Origin of the sequence: Luteimonas endophytica (assembly GCF_029887875.1) — a bacterium.
Classification (GTDB): Bacteria; Pseudomonadota; Gammaproteobacteria; order Xanthomonadales; family Xanthomonadaceae; genus Luteimonas; species Luteimonas endophytica.
Genome location: NZ_JARXRM010000043.1, coordinates 31,570 through 46,369, shown reverse-complemented (window position 1 = coordinate 46,369; position 14,800 = coordinate 31,570). Strand labels below are relative to the sequence as shown.

Annotated in this window: 12 protein-coding genes; 7 read left to right on the top strand and 5 right to left on the bottom strand. The window is 72.7% G+C overall.

The window, feature by feature from the left end; translation table 11 throughout:
- Positions 1 to 98: 98 nt before the first annotated feature.
- Positions 99 to 692, bottom strand: coding sequence for a HutD/Ves family protein (locus QFW77_RS13670; RefSeq protein ID WP_280575324.1), 594 nt, complete (start codon positions 690 to 692; stop codon positions 99 to 101).
- 191 nt (positions 693 to 883) lie between these two features.
- Positions 884 to 1,219: a ComEA family DNA-binding protein gene (locus tag QFW77_RS13665; protein ID WP_280575323.1), complete on the bottom strand. Its 336-nt coding sequence runs from the start codon at positions 1,217 to 1,219 to the stop codon at positions 884 to 886.
- A 213-nt stretch (positions 1,220 to 1,432) separates the two neighbouring features.
- On the opposite strand from QFW77_RS13665, the gene QFW77_RS13660 reads away from it, so the two are divergent.
- Positions 1,433 to 2,890 (top strand): M20 family metallopeptidase, encoded by a 1,458-nt coding sequence (locus QFW77_RS13660; protein WP_280575322.1) that lies wholly within the window; start codon positions 1,433 to 1,435, stop codon positions 2,888 to 2,890.
- Between the two features lie 151 nt (positions 2,891 to 3,041).
- The gene (locus QFW77_RS13655; protein WP_280575321.1) at positions 3,042 to 3,305 is read left to right on the top strand and encodes a GlsB/YeaQ/YmgE family stress response membrane protein; all 264 of its coding nucleotides are present in this window, start codon (positions 3,042 to 3,044) and stop codon (positions 3,303 to 3,305) included.
- Between the two features lie 39 nt (positions 3,306 to 3,344).
- Here QFW77_RS13655 and cysC read toward each other — a convergent pair whose 3' ends face one another.
- Together cysC and cysD are read right to left on the bottom strand one after the other, a co-directional pair.
- Positions 3,345 to 5,261 carry an adenylyl-sulfate kinase gene (gene cysC, locus QFW77_RS13650; RefSeq protein WP_280575320.1) on the bottom strand — a complete coding sequence of 639 codons (1,917 nt, stop codon included), beginning with the start codon at positions 5,259 to 5,261 and terminating at the stop codon, positions 3,345 to 3,347.
- Positions 5,262 to 5,305: 44 nt separating this feature from the next.
- Positions 5,306 to 6,217 carry a sulfate adenylyltransferase subunit CysD gene (cysD, locus tag QFW77_RS13645; protein WP_280575319.1) on the bottom strand — a complete coding sequence of 304 codons (912 nt, stop codon included), beginning with the start codon at positions 6,215 to 6,217 and terminating at the stop codon, positions 5,306 to 5,308.
- Between the two features lie 170 nt (positions 6,218 to 6,387).
- On the opposite strand from cysD, the gene QFW77_RS13640 reads away from it, so the two are divergent.
- The 3 genes from QFW77_RS13640 to QFW77_RS13630 are packed head-to-tail and all read left to right on the top strand — an operon-like array spanning position 6,388 to position 10,731.
- The gene (locus QFW77_RS13640; protein WP_280575318.1) at positions 6,388 to 8,217 is read left to right on the top strand and encodes an assimilatory sulfite reductase (NADPH) flavoprotein subunit; all 1,830 of its coding nucleotides are present in this window, start codon (positions 6,388 to 6,390) and stop codon (positions 8,215 to 8,217) included.
- A gap of 28 nt (positions 8,218 to 8,245) precedes the next feature.
- The gene (gene cysI / locus QFW77_RS13635) at positions 8,246 to 9,997 is read left to right on the top strand and encodes an assimilatory sulfite reductase (NADPH) hemoprotein subunit (protein ID WP_280575317.1); all 1,752 of its coding nucleotides are present in this window, start codon (positions 8,246 to 8,248) and stop codon (positions 9,995 to 9,997) included.
- Positions 9,994 to 10,731, top strand: a complete 738-nt coding sequence (locus QFW77_RS13630) for a phosphoadenylyl-sulfate reductase (protein WP_280575316.1) — start codon at positions 9,994 to 9,996, stop codon at positions 10,729 to 10,731. The genes cysI and QFW77_RS13630 overlap by 4 nt, the downstream gene beginning before the upstream one ends.
- A gap of 12 nt (positions 10,732 to 10,743) precedes the next feature.
- Here QFW77_RS13630 and QFW77_RS13625 read toward each other — a convergent pair whose 3' ends face one another.
- Positions 10,744 to 11,733: a LysR family transcriptional regulator gene (locus QFW77_RS13625; RefSeq protein ID WP_280575315.1), complete on the bottom strand. Its 990-nt coding sequence runs from the start codon at positions 11,731 to 11,733 to the stop codon at positions 10,744 to 10,746.
- Between the two features lie 207 nt (positions 11,734 to 11,940).
- Between QFW77_RS13625 and cysG the strand changes: the two genes are divergently transcribed.
- The gene (gene cysG / locus QFW77_RS13620) at positions 11,941 to 13,449 is read left to right on the top strand and encodes a siroheme synthase CysG (RefSeq protein WP_280575314.1); all 1,509 of its coding nucleotides are present in this window, start codon (positions 11,941 to 11,943) and stop codon (positions 13,447 to 13,449) included.
- A 157-nt stretch (positions 13,450 to 13,606) separates the two neighbouring features.
- A complete protein-coding gene (gene cysK, locus QFW77_RS13615) occupies positions 13,607 to 14,599 on the top strand; it encodes a cysteine synthase A (RefSeq protein WP_280575313.1) in 993 nt (330 codons plus the stop codon).
- Positions 14,600 to 14,800: the final 201 nt, after the last annotated feature.

Genomic DNA, 14,800 nt, shown 5'->3' with positions numbered 1-14,800 from the left:
ATGGAGCGGAGGCGGGCAGAGAGCCAGCCCAGCGGCTCGATCTCGCAGTTTTCCACCACCCTCCGGGCCGCCACTGGCAGGACCGGTCGTGCGCGGCGCTAATCCAGTTCCTGCAGCCGGATCACCAGCAGCTCGCCGCCGCCGTCGAGCAGGAAGCGCCGCCGCCGCGGCGCCGACAGCAGCGCGGTGTCGCCCTGCGCCAGTGCGGGCAGCGCGGCATCGCGATCGAATCGCGCCTGGCCGCCGAGCAGGTGCAGCGCCCACTGCTCGCCCGGGTCGGCGAAGAACAGCATCGGCCCGACCAGCGGTCGCCGCCAGAGTTCGGCCCGCACCGCATCCCGGCGCCACATCAGGTTGAACACGGTGGCCAGCCCCTCCACCGGCCCGCCGGCGACCGCGCGCTCTCCGCAGTAGCGCGCGGTCCCATGCGGGGGCGCAAGCAACTGCCGGTGGCCGTCGTCGAACCGCAATCGCAGGCCTTCGCCCGCCAGCAGCACCTGAACCCGCTCGACACCCGGGTACCGGGAAAACGCCGAGTCCTGCTCGACCTCGGCGATCGACAACCGCCAGAGCCACTCGGCGTCTTCCGGCACCGCGACGATCTGCCGGGTCCAGCCGGCGCCGTTGCGCCAGCGCTCGCGCCGGTACTCGTTGGCCGGGATCACCTGCACCGGTAGCGCGACGGAAGCCATCGCCGCAGTGTAGCCGGCGACCGCCGCGCAGGCGCGGCCGGAGGACCGGGTGCCGGAAAAGGTGTCGCCCGCCCGCACATCGTGCGCGGGCGGGCGACGGTACGTCCCTGTAACGGCATCCTGCCGGATTCCGCGGGGCCTCCCTGCCCCTCCCCCGGGCCCGCACGTCCCCTGCGCGGTCCCGGTGGTCGTCAGCGCGCCGGCGCGGCGGCGGTCGCCGCAGTGGCCCCGCTTGCCGCGGCGCGGCGCGGGGCGGGGCTGCCCAGTTCGATGCGGTCGCGGTTGCGCTCCACGGTCTTCAGCCCGATCCCCTTGACCGTCGCCAACTCGTCGAGGCTGCGGAAGGCGCCGTGGGCCTTGCGGTGCTCGACGATCGCCTGGGCCTTGGCGGCACCGACGTTGACCAGCACCTGCTCCAGCGCGGCGGCATCCGCGGTGTTGATGTTGACCTTCTCCGCGGCCAGCGCGCTGCCGAGCATCAGCAGCGAGAGCAGCAGCGAGGCGAACCCGGTCTTGAAAGCGTTCATGCGTGTGACTCCTTGAGATTGGTGGGTGACTTCCTTGCCTTCCCGCCGGCGCACTGCACGGTGCCGGCAGGTACAGTCTGTCCGCGGCGCAGGCCGGGCCCTATCGCCGGATCGTCCACCGCGACGCAGGCCGATGCCGCACCTGCGGCTAGGAAAAGTCCTACACCGGGCCAGGGGCGCTAAAATGACCGCTTCCCCCGACAGGAGCGCGCGATGGACACCGCGAAGGTGGACCGGTTCATCTCCGGCAAGTGGGACGACGAGATCGTCCCGCAGCTGGTCGAGTACATCCGCATTCCCAACAAGTCGCCGATGTTCGACGCCGACTGGGCGGCCAACGGCTACATGGAGGATGCGGTCCGGCTGATGGAGGGGTGGGCGAAGGCGCAGCCGATCCCGGGCATGCAGGTGGAGACCGTGCGCCTGGAAGGCCGCACGCCGCTGATCTTCATCGACATCCCCGCCGCCCATGGCGGCAGCGAAGAGGACTGCGTGCTGCTCTACGGCCACCTGGACAAGCAGCCCGAGATGACCGGCTGGGACGACGATCTCGGCCCGTGGAAGCCGGTGCTGCGCGACGGCAGGCTGTACGGCCGCGGCGGCGCCGACGACGGCTACGCGATCTACGGTTCGCTCGCCGCGATCCTCGCCCTGCACGAGCAGCGGCTGCCGCACGCGCGCTGCGTGGTCCTGATCGAGGCCTGCGAGGAATCGGGCAGCTACGATCTTCCCGCCTACGTCGACCACCTGGCGGACCGCATCGGCAGCCCCTCGCTGGTGGTCTGCCTGGACTCCGGCTGCGGCAACTACGACCAGCTGTGGTGCACCACCTCGCTGCGCGGGCTCGCCGGCGGCAACCTGACGGTGAAGGTGCTGGAGGAAGGCGTGCATTCCGGCGATGCCTCCGGCGTGGTGCCTTCGAGCTTCCGGCTGCTGCGGCAGCTGCTGTCGAGGATCGAGGACGAGGCCACCGGGCGGATCCTGCTCGATGGCCTGCATGCGCAGGTGCCCGCGGAGCGGCTGGAGCAGGCGCGCCGCGCGGCCGAGGTGCTGGGAGACGCGGTGTACGACAAGTTCCCGCTGCTGCCGGGCCTGGTGCCGATGCACGCCGAGCTGGCCGAGCTGGTGCTCAACCGCACCTGGCGCCCGGCGCTGTCGATCACCGGTATCGGCGGCGTGCCCTCGCTGGACGCGGCCGGCAACGTGCTGCGTCCGCATACCGCGGTGAAGCTGTCGCTGCGGCTGCCGCCCACCGTCGACGGCCGCCGCGCCGGCGAACTGCTGCAGGCGGAGCTGCTGCGCGACCCGCCGAACGGTGCCACCGTCACCCTGGAGCTGGAAAAGGCCGCGACGGGATGGAACGCTCCGGCGCTCTCGCCCTGGCTCGAGCAGGCGATCGACGGCGCCAGCCGCGCCTTCTACGGTCAACCCGCGATGTACATGGGCGAAGGCGGCTCGATCCCGTTCATGGGCATGCTCGGCGAGAAGTTCCCCGATGCCCAGTTCATGATCACCGGGGTGCTGGGGCCGCACTCGAATGCGCACGGACCGAACGAATTCCTGCACATCGCCATGGGCAAGCGGGTGACCGCCTGCGTCGCGCAGGTGATCGCGGAGCACCACCGCGCCTCCGAGCGCGGCGAGACCGGGCGCCGCGCGCGGCCCTCGTAGGCCTCCGCGCCGCTTCCCGGCGCAAGGCGGCGCCCGCCGTGCTCGGGCGGGCGCCCCGGACCCCGCTCGCGCTGCCGGGCGTGGCGGGGCCGCCCTCGCCGGTGTCCGGGGCATGCGCTACGCTGCGCCCATCGAGATACCAGGGGGCTCCATGGAACCGTTCGGCACCAGCAACTGGCTCGCGATCATCGTGCTCGGCCTGGTGGCCGGGGTGTTGGCGCGGGTGGTGACGCCGGGCCGGCGGCGCCTGGGCCTCATCCCGACCGCGCTGCTCGGCATCGGCGGCGCGCTGCTCGCCAGCTGGATCGGCCAGCGGATGGGCTGGTACGCCAGCGGCGAGGCGGCCGGCTTCATCGGTGCCCTGCTCGGCGCGGTGCTGATCCTCGGCATCGCCCAGCTGTTCCGGGGTCGCTGATCGCACGCCGCCGGACGTTGCCGCGGCGCGCCGGGGCGATCAGGCGGGCGGCGAATCGTCCAGCAGGCGCTCGATCACCCGCTCGGCCAGCGCCTCGGCGCCCGCGGCGCTGGTGTCCAGGCGCATCTCCGGATGCTCCGGCGTCTCGTAGGGCGAGTCGATGCCGGTGAAATTGGGCAGCTCGCCGCGGCGCGCCTTGGCGTAGAGCCCCTTGACGTCGCGACGCTCCGCCTCGGCCAGCGGAGTGTCGACGTGCACCTCGACGAACTCGCCTTCAGCGAAGAGCGCCCGCGCCGCCGCGCGCTCGGCGCGAAACGGCGAGATGAAGCTCACCAGCACCACCAGCCCGGCATCGACCATCAGCTTCGCGACCTCGGCGACGCGACGCAGGTTCTCGACCCGGTCCTCGTCGGTGAAGCCGAGGTCGCGGTTCAGACCATGGCGGACGTTGTCGCCGTCGAGCAGGTAGGTATGCAGCCCGCGCGCCACCAGCCCCCGCTCCACCAGGTTGGCGATGGTCGACTTGCCGGCTCCGGACAGGCCGGTGAACCACACGCAGCGGGGGCGCTGGCCCTTGAGCGCTGCGCGCACGCCGCGGTCGACGTCGAGCGCCTGCCAGTGCAGGTTGTCGGCGCGGCGCAGGCCGTAGCGGATCATGCCCGCGCCGACCGTGGCGCGGGTCAGCGGGTCGATCAGGATGAACCCGCCGAGCGCCCGGTCCTCGGCGTATGGCGCGAAGGCCACCGGCGCGTCCAGCGAGAGGGTGACCTCGCCGATGTCGTTCTGCTCCAGCCGTTTGGCCGCCAGCGGCTGCAGGCTGGCCGGCTCGAGCCGGTGCTTGAGCTCGCCGATGCGCGCGCCGACGGCACGGCTTCCGAGCTTGACGTGATAGCGCCGCCCGGGCAGCAGCGGCGCCTGATCGAACCACAGCACGTCGGCCGCGAACTGGTCGCTGCTGGCGGGCGGGTCCTGGGGATCTGCGACGACGTCGCCTCGGCCGGCGTCCACCTCGTCGGCGAGGCGCAGTGCGACAGCCTGGCCGGCATGCGCCGCGTCGCGCTCGATCCCCGCCACCCGCAGCGCCGCGACGTGGGTTGCGATACCGGCCGGCTCCACCCGCACCCGGTCGCCCGCGCGCACGCCGCCGGCGGAGATCGTGCCGGCCAACCAGCGGGCGCCGGCGGCGTCGCGCAGCAGCGACTGCACCGGCAGCCGGAGCGGTCCAGCCCGCGGTGGACCCGCGGCATCCACCGTTTCCAGGTGCGCGAGCACGCTCGGTCCCTGGTACCAGTCGATCTCCGCCGCCGGTTCGACCACGTTGACGCCCAGCACCGCCGAGAGTGGAACGCAGGCGACGTCGACGATGCCGAGTCTCGCCGCATGCGCCCGGTATTCGCCTGCGATCCGCTCGAACACGGCGCGCTCGTAGCCCACACGGTCCATCTTGTTGACCGCCAGCAGCACGTGGCGCACCCCCAGCAGCGCGGCGATCGCGGTATGGCGGAAGGTCTGCGGCAGCAGCCCACGGGTGGCGTCGACCAGCATGACCGCCAGATCCGCGACCGAGGCCCCGGTGGCCATGTTTCTGGTGTACTGCACGTGGCCCGGGCAGTCGGCGATGAGGAAACGGCGCCGGGGCGTCTCCAGGTGCCGCCAGGCCACGTCGATGGTGATGCCCTGCTCGCGCTCGGCTTCCAGGCCGTCGAGCAGCAGCGCGTAGTCGATGTCGGCGCCACGGGTACCGTGCGCGGCGCTGGCGCGCTCGAGCGCGGCGCGCTCGTCGTCGGGCAGGCGGCCGGCGTTGAACAGCAGGCGCCCGATCAGCGTGCTCTTGCCGTCGTCGACGCTGCCGCAGGCGACGACGCGCAGGAACCCAGATCGGTCGCTCGTGATTGGTGACTCGGAAGAGACAGCGATCTCGTGTTCCCGCCCAGCCCCGATGGCTTCGTTGCCCATATGCACCATGCCCTTGCGAATCGCCAGTCGCCACTCAAGGCTCTTCAGAAATATCCCTCGCGCTTCTTCTTCTCCATCGAATCGCCGTCGACATGATCGATCAGCCGGCCCGCGCGCTCGGACTGCCGGCCCGTCTCCATCTCGGCGATGATCGCATCGAGATGCGCGGCATCGGACTCTATGGCGCCGGTCAGCGGATAGCAGCCGAGCGTCCGGAACCGGACCCGGCGCAGTTCCGGCGTCTCCCCGGCCCGCAGTTGCAGGCGCCCGTCGTCGACCATGATCCAGGCGCCGTCGCGCCGCACCATCGGGCGCTCGGCCGCGAAGTACAGCGGCACCACCGGGATCGCCTCGCGGCGGATGTAGCGCCAGACGTCGAGTTCCGTCCAGTTCGACAGCGGAAAAACCCGCACGCTCTCGCCGGCGCCGACGCGGGCGTTGTACAGGCTCCACAGCTCCGGGCGCTGGCGCCGGGGATCCCAGCGCTGGCGCGCGTCGCGGAACGAGAACACGCGCTCCTTTGCCCGCGACTTCTCCTCGTCGCGGCGCGCGCCGCCGATGGCCGCGTCGAATCCTCCGGCCGCCAGCGCCTGGCGCAGCGCCTGGGTCTTCATCACCTCGGTATGCATCGCCGCGCCGTGGGTCTGCGGACCGACGCCGTCGCGCAGACCGTCGGGATTCACGTGCACGCGCAGCTCGACGCCGGTCTCGGCCGCGCGGCGGTCGCGGAAGGCGATCATCTCGCGGAACTTCCAGGTGGTGTCGACGTGCAGCAGCGGGATCGGCGGCCGCGCCGGCGAGAACGCCTTGAGCAGCAGGTGCAGCAGGACCGAGCTGTCCTTGCCGATCGAGTACAGCAGCACCGGGTTCCGGCATTCGGCGGCGACTTCCCGCAGCACGTGCAGGCTTTCGGCTTCGAGGCGGTCGAGATCGGTGGAGGCTGCGGGCTGGCTCATCGGTCCGGCATGGCGGCCGCGGTGGGCGCGGGCCGATGTCGCGCATTCTAGCCGTGCTCCCCGCCACCGCCGTAAATGACCTGCGGGCATGTCCGCATAACCGGACTTCCTTTTTCAACGCCGGAGCGGGCGCCTAGGCTCGAGGCCGTCCTCCCTCGTGGCCGGTCCCGATGTCGCCTCCGCAAGCCCTTGCCGCGCCGCCGTTGTCTGCCGAGCGCACCGATGCGCTGCGTCGGCTGACCGACGGGCTGGACGGCGCCGGGCTGTGGTGGCTGTCGGGCTACGCGGCCGGGCTGGCGACGCACGCGGCGCCGTCGGCCGCCGAACCGGCTGCCGGCGGGCAGGCCGTGCCCGGCAACCGGATCACCGTGGTCCACGGCAGCCAGACCGGCAACGCCCGGCGCGTGGCCGAACGCCTCGCCGCGGACCTGGAAGGCGCGGGGCTGGCGGTGCGGCTGGTCAGCGCCGGCGCCTACCCGACACGCGAGCTGAAGCAGGAACGCTATCTTTATCTGGTCGTCAGCACCCAGGGCGACGGCGATCCGCCGGACGACGCCCGCGACCTGTGCGCCTTCCTCACCGGCAAGCGCGCGCCGGCCCTGCCGCAGCTGCGCTACGCGGTGCTGGGCCTGGGCGATTCCAGCTACCCGCGGTTCTGCGCCGTCGGCCAGCTCCTCGATGCACGCCTGGCCGAACTCGGCGCCACCCGCCTGCTCGAGCGCGGCGACGCGGACCTGGACATCGACGGCGTCGCGACGCCATGGCGCCGGCAGGCGCTCAGCGTCGCACGCGAGTCGCTCAAGCCAAGCGCCACGGTGACGCCGTTGCGACCGCTCGCGACAGCCGCGGCGCCGCACGACCGCGGGCGCCCGTTCGCGGCCGAGGTGCTGGTCGACCAGCGCATCACCGCCAGCGGCAGCGACCGCGACATTCGCCACTTCGAACTGTCTCTCGAGGGATCCGGACTCCACTACGAGCCCGGCGACGCACTCGGTGTCCTGCCGCGCAATTCGCCGGCGCTGGTCGAGGACGTGCTCGCGGCGCTGCGCCTGGACGGCGATACCACGGTCGCGCTGGGCGACGAAGCGCTGCCACTGCGCGAATGGCTGGAGCTCCGCCGCGAACTGACCCGGCTGGCACGCCCGTTGCTCGTCGCGCATGCGGCGCGCGCAGGCGATGGCGCCCTGGCGGCACTGCTCGCACCGGACCGCGCCGACGCGCTGGCGCATTGGATCGACCGGCGGCAGCTGATCGACCTGCTGCGGGAGGTGCCGGCCGACTGGGACGCCGCGGCGCTGGTGGCCGCGCTGCGGCCGCTCACCCCGCGCCTGTACTCGATCGCCTCCAGCCGCAAGGCGGTGGGCGACGAGGCCCATCTCACCGTCGCCCACCTCGCCTGGGCGCGCGGCGACGCGCCGCGCTTCGGCGTCGCCTCGCACTTCCTGGCCAGCGCGGGGGACGGGGCGGAAGTTCCGGTCTACGTGGAGCCGAACGAACGCTTCCGCCTGCCCGCCGACCCCGGCCGCGACCTGATCATGATCGGCGCCGGCACCGGGGTGGCCCCGTTCCGCGGCTTCCTGCAGGAGCGCGTGGCGGTCGGCGCGAGCGGTCGGCACTGGCTGTTCTTCGGCAATCCCCGTTTCCGCAGCGACTTCCTCTACCAGCTGGAATGGCAGCGCGCGTTGAAGCAAGGCCAGCTGCAGCGCATCGACCTGGCGTTCTCGCGGGACCCGGCCGCCGCGGGAACCGGCACCGCGGGCGCCGCCCCCGCGCCGCGCACCTACGTGCAACGGCGCATCCGCGAGCGCGGCCGCGAACTGTACGCCTGGCTGGAGGGCGGCGCGCACCTGTACGTCTGCGGCGCGCTGGCCATGGGGCGCGACGTGCACGCCGCGCTGGCGGAGGTGATCGCCACCCATGGCGGCCGCGACGCCGAATCCGCCGCCGGCTATCTGGACGCCCTGCGATCGGAGGGCCGCTACAGCCGCGACGTCTACTGAACCGGATGCCGCCGCAGCGCCGATCATCATGAGCACCCACTCCGTCGAAGACATCAAGGCCGACAGCGCCCGCCTGCGGGGCAGCCTGCTGGAGAGCCTGGCCGATCCGGTCACCGGCGCGCTGCGCGAGTCGGACCAGACCCTGATCAAGTACCACGGCAGCTACCAGCAGGACGACCGCGACGTCCGCGAGGAGCGCCGCCAGGCACTGCTCGAACCCGCCTACGCCTTCATGATCCGCACCCGCACGCCGGGTGGCGTGGTGACGCCTGCGCAGTGGCTGCAGTTGGACGCGATCGCGACCCGCTACGCGGAACGCGGCCTGCGCATCACCACCCGCCAGGCGTTCCAGCTGCACGGGGTGATCAAGACCGAGCTCAAGGCCACCATGCAGGCGATCAACGCGGCGCTGATCGACACCCTGGCCGCCTGCGGCGACGTCAACCGCAACATCGCCGTGGCCGCCGACCCGCAGCCGTCGGCCGCGCACGCGGCGGTACAGGTGCAGGCAGCGGCGCTGTCGGCGCGGCTGCTGCCCAGCACCCGTGCGTACTACGAGATCTGGCTGGACGAGGAGCGGGTCGCGTCCAGCGGCGGGGAGGAAGAACCGATCTACGGCGACCGCTACCTGCCGCGCAAGTTCAAGATCGGCTTCGCGGTGCCGCCGGTCAACGATGTCGACGTGTTCGCGCAGGATCTCGGTTTCATCGCCATCCTCGGCGAGGACGGCGCTCTGCTCGGCTACGACGTCAGCGTGGGCGGCGGCATGGGCGCAAGCCATGGCGATCCCGAGACTTATCCCCGCCTGGGCAGCCTCATCGGTTTCATCGGGCCGGACCAGGTGACCGCCGTCGCCGAGGCCGTGGTCACGACGCAGCGCGACCACGGCAATCGCGAGGTGCGCAAGCGCGCGCGCCTCAAGTACACCATCGACGATCGCGGTCTCGACTGGTTCCGGGCCGAGGTCGAACGGCGCGCCGGGTTCTCCCTCCCCCCGGCGCGGCCGTTCGTTTTTTCCCACACCGGCGACCGCTTCGGCTGGTCCGAAGGCGGCGGCGGCCGCCTGCAGCTGGGATTGCGGCTTCCGGCCGGTCGCATCGTCGACGGCCGCCTCGACGGTCGCGGCGAGCCGGTGCGCCATCTCGGCGGCCTGCGCGCCATCGCCACGCTGCTGCAGGCCGAGGGCGACGGCGCGGAGTTCAGGATGACGCCGAACCAGAACCTGGTGCTGGCGAACGTGCCCGCCGCACTGCGGGCGCGCGTCGATGTCCTTTGCGCCGAGCACGGCCTGGACGGTTGGCGCTCCGCCACGCCGCTGCGGCGCAACGCGCTGGCCTGCGTGGCGCTGCCGACCTGCGGGCTGGCGATGGCCGAGGCCGAGCGCTATCTCCCCGAGCTGCTCGACCGGGTGCAGGCGCTGCTGGACCGGCACGGCATCGGCGACGCGCCGATCCACCTGCGCGTCAGCGGCTGCCCCAACGGCTGCTCCCGCCCCTACCTGGGCGAGATCGCCCTGGTGGGCCGTGCCCCGGGCCGCTACAACCTGATGCTCGGCGCCGATCACCGCGGCCAGCGCCTCAACGCGCTGTACCGCGACAACATCGACGAGGCCGCGATCCTCGCCGCCCTCGATCCGCTGTTCGCCGGGTACGCCCGCGACCGGCACGAGGGAGAGGGGTTCGGCGACTACCTGCTGCGCAGCGGCGCGGTGTCGGTGCCCGAACGCGACATCCGCCGCGGCATTCCGCTTGCCAACCTCAGCGAGGACGCGTCCGCATGACTCCCCCCGATCCCGTCACCGCCGCCGAGTCCACCCGCGCCCTGGCCGAACTCAACCGCTGGCTCTCGCGCCGCAGCGCCGAGGCGCGCGTGGCGTGGGCGCTGGAGAACACCGCCGGCGGGCATGCGCTCTCTTCGAGCTTCGGCGCGCAGGCGGCGGTGTCGCTGCACATGGTCACCCGGCAGCGGCCGGACATCCCGGTGCTGCTGGTCGACACCGGCTACCTGTTCCCGGAAACCTACCGTTTCGTCGACCAGCTCACCGAGCGGCTCGCCCTCAACCTCAAGGTCTATCGGCCCGAGCCGGGCGGGCCGTGGGCCGAGGCCCGGCTCGGTCGGCTATGGGAACAGGGGGTGGAAGGGATCGACCGCTACAACCGCATCCACAAGGTCGAGCCGATGCAGCGCGCACTCGGCGAGCTCGGCGTACGCACCTGGATCGCCGGCCTGCGCAGGCAGCAGGCCAGCACCCGCGCCGGCATCGATTTCCTCGAGCTGCGCGGCGGCCGCTGGAAGCTGCACCCGATCGCCGACTGGAGCGACCGCGACGTCTGGCAGTACCTGCAACGGCACGACCTGCCCTACCACCCGCTCTGGCACCAGGGCTACGTCTCGATCGGCGACGTACACACCACGCGCAGGCTCGAGCCCGGGATGCGCGAGGAGGACACCCGCTTCTTCGGCCTCAGGCGCGAGTGCGGCCTCCATTCCGACGAGACCGACATCGCCGCCTGAGGCCGGCGCGCCTCACACCGAGATCGGCTGGCCGAGCTCGGTCCAGGTCGGCGGCGCCGGCCAGTCCGGCTGCAGGTTGCCCTCCAGCACCCGGCGCAGGTCGCGGCGATCGAGCTGCGGCGCAAGCGCGTGCAGCAGCGCGAGCGCGTATTCGCGCAGCACCCGGCCGCGCGGGATCACCGCCCAGGTGATGCATTCGGGCAGCGCCGCGGGGGCCGGGAGCAGGCGCAGGTCGCCGTCCTCGCGGGACCCGATCGCCATTTCCGCGAGCAGGCCGGCGCCGAGGCCGGCGCGCACGTAGGTCTTGATCAGGTTGGCGTCGCGGGCGGTCATCGCCACCTGCGGCGCGACGCCTTCGGCGGCGAAGGTGCGCTGCAGCGAGGAATCGGCGCGGGTGGAGGACTCGTAGCTGATCAGCGGGTGCTGGGCCAGTTCGGCCAGCGACGGCGCTCGCCCGAGACCGGCCAGCGGGTGCGCGCTGGGCACCAGCAGCACGCGTCGCCACCGGTACAGCGGCACCACCATGCCGCCGTCCTGGGGTGGCGGGCCGGCGGTGCTGATCAGGGCGAGGTCGGCCCCGTCCTGGGCCAGCTTCTGCAGCACCTCGGCGTCGGCGGCGGCGTGCAGGTCGACGTTGACCTGCGGGAATTCGCGCTTGATCGCGGCGATCACCGGCGGCAGCACGTAGCGCGCCTGGGTGTGGGTGGTGGCCAGCAGCAGCCGGCCGCTGTGCTCGCCGCGCGCGTTGGCGGCGTAGCTGCGGATGTTGGCGGCTTCTTCCAGGATCCGGCGCGCATGCTGCAGCACCTGTTCGCCCGCCGGCGCGATCCCCTCCAGGCTGCGCCCCTTGCGCACGAACAGCTGGAAGCCGAGTTCGTCCTCCAGCTGCCTCAACTGCTTGGACAAGCCCGGCTGGGTGGCGTGCACGCGCTCGGCGGCGAGCGTGATGTTGAGCCCGGCGTCGACGATGGCCACCAGATAGCGCAGCTGGGTGAGGGTCATGGCATGGCTCCGGGCCGGCGCGCCGGGGAACGCCCTATCGTTCGATCACGATGAAGCGATGGTCGAGCTTAGCCGCGGCTCGCCGGCATTGTCCATCGCCATGCGAGGGCGGCTTATGCCGAAATCGCATGTCGCCAGGCCGGCACGCCATTTCCGCGGCCGAGACGGCGGCGCTAGGTTCGTGGCGGCCGAGTTTCGCGAGCCACCATGTCCAACGACAACGCCCCGCCGCTGTATCCGCTGTTCGCCGACCTGCGCGGCCGCACCGTGCTGGTGGTCGGCGGCGGCGCCGTCGCACGGCGCAAGGCCTCGGCCCTGCTGCAGGCGGGCGCCCGCGTCGTGGTGGGTGCGCCAGCTCTGGAACCGGAACTGCGCGCGCTGGCGCAGGCGGGCCGCATCGCGCATCTGCCGGGCCGATTCCAGCCGGCCTGGCTGGACGACGCCTGGCTGGCGATCGCCGCCACCGACGACGACGCCGTCAACCGCGAGGTGGCGGCCGCCGGGCAGGCGCGGCGCATCTGGGTCAACGTGGTCGACGACGTCGCGCTGTCGCGTTTCCAGGTGCCGGCGCGGATCGAGCGCGGCCCGCTGCAGATCGCGATCTCCAGCGGCGGCGGCGCGCCGATGCTGGCGCGGCTGCTGCGCGAACGCCTGGAAGCCCAGCTCGACGACTCCTGGGCCGCGCTGGCCACGCTGCTGGCGCGGCAGCGCGGCCGCATCCGCGAGCGCTGGCCCGAACCGGGCGCGCGGCGGCGCGCGTTCGCGCGGCTGCTCGCCGGGCCGCTGCAGGGATTCCTGCGCCGCGGCCGCCACCGGGAAGCCGAACGGCTCCTCGACGCAGAGCTGGCGCCGGGTACCGGGAACGCGGCCGCGACCGCGGGATCGGTGGCGCTGGTGGGCGCCGGCCCCGGCGATCCCGGCCTGCTCACCCTGCGCGCGCTGCGCCTGCTCAACGAGGCGGACGTCATCCTCCACGACCGCCTGGTGGGCGAAGGCGTGCTGGCGTTGGCACGCCGCGACGCCGAGCTGGTCTGCGTCGGCAAACGTGCCGGCGACCATGGCACCACCCAGGCGCGCATCCACGCCTTGATGATCGAGCACGCCCGCGCCGGCCGGCGCGTGGTCCGGCTCAAGGGCGGCGACCCGTTCGTGTTCGGCCGCGGCGGCGAGGAACTCGAAGCCCTGCGCGCGCACGGCGTCGATTACGAAGTCGTTCCCGGCATCACCGCGGCGCTCGCCTGCGCCGCCTATGCCGGCGTCCCGCTGACCCACCGCGACCACGCCCAGTCCCTGCGCCTGGTCACCGCCCACTGCGCGGCCTCGCTCGACGGCCTCGACTGGCCGGCGCTGGCGCAGGAGCGCCAGACACTCGCCGTGTACATGGGCGTCGCGATGCTCGACACGCTGCGCACGCGGCTCATCCGCCACGGCCGCGACCCGGCGACCCCGTTCGCCCTGGTCGAGAACGGCTCGCGGCCCGACCAGCGCGTGGTCGTCGGCACGCTGCACGAGCTGCCGGCGCAGGCCCACCGCCATGCGGTCCGATCGCCGGCACTGCTGATCCTGGGCGAGGTCGCCGCCCTGGCCGACACGCTGCACTGGTTCGGCGATGGGCCGCTGTCGGCCGATTCGCCCGTCCACCGATCGACCGCGCCGCAGGCGGGCACCGCGAAGCCGGCGCCGGCGCCCGAGCCGGCGCTGGAGCGCGCCGCATGAGCCCGCCCCGGTCGCGCAGTCGCCCCGGCCGGCACCATGGCCCCGCTCCGCGCTCGGCGGCCGTGCCCGGATGGTGCCGTCCGCGGATCCCCCGAGGGCGTCCAGGGACCCGGCCGCATCCGTTCTTTCCAGATCCGCTCCCAGCGAGGACATCGCCATGACCATCCACGACAGCATCCTCGACACCATCGGCCACACGCCCGTGGTCAGACTGCACCGGCTGCCGCCCAAGCACGTTTCGCTGTACGCCAAGGTCGAGTCGTTCAACCCCGGCGGCTCGGTCAAGGACCGGCTGGCGCTGGCGATCGTGCTCGACGCCGAACGCAGCGGCGTCCTCAAGCCCGGCCAGACCATCGTCGAGGCCACCTCCGGCAACACCGGCGTGGCCCTGGCGATGGTGGCCGCGGCGCGCGGCTATCCGTTCGTCGCGGTGATGACAGAAACCTTCTCGATCGAGCGCCGCAAGCTGATGCGCGCCTACGGCGCGAAGGTCATCCTCACCCCCGCCGCCGAGCGCGGCACCGGCATGGTCCGCAGGGCGGCCGAGCTGGCCGAGGCGCACGGCTGGTTCCTGGCGCGGCAGTTCGAGAACCCCGCCAATCCCGCCTACCACCGCCAGAGCACCGCAGCGGAGATCCTGCGCGACTTCGCCGGGCGCCGGCTCGACTACTTCGTCAGCGGCTGGGGCACCGGCGGCACCCTGACCGGCGTCGGCCAGGTGCTGCGGGTGGCGCGGCCCGAGGTGCGCATCGTCACCTCGGAACCGGTCGGCGCGCCGCTGCTCGGCGGCAAGGACTGGCAGCCGCACAGGATCCAGGGCTGGACGCCCGACTTCGTCCCCGCGGTGCTCGACCGCAGCGTCTACCACGAGCGCCTGCCGGTCGACGACGTCACCGCCCGCGACACCGCCAGGCGCCTGGCCGCCGAGGAGGGCCTGTTCGTCGGCATCTCCGCCGGCGCCACCGTCGCCGCCGCCCTGCAGGTAGCCGACACCGCACCCGAAGGCTCGGTCATCCTCGCCACCCTGCCCGACACCGGTGAGCGCTACCTCTCCACGTTCCTGTTCGAGGGCATCAACGAGGGCTCCGACGACGAGTGGCTGGCCTCGCTAGAGACATCGAACGCCGAACCCGCCGCCGTCGCAGCGTAACCACCCGTCGGCACACCGAACGCCCGGCGCGCCCGCGAAGTCCCGCCAGCCAGCCATCGTTCCCAAGCCGCGCCCCACCCCACGACACCCACACAGGCAAAGGTCGCCCGAAGCACCCGCGCGGTTTCCAGGGCCGGCGCGGTGCCCCGGTGCGGGACCATCGATGCCATGGATGGCGTCGATGAGCCTCCATGGACGGAT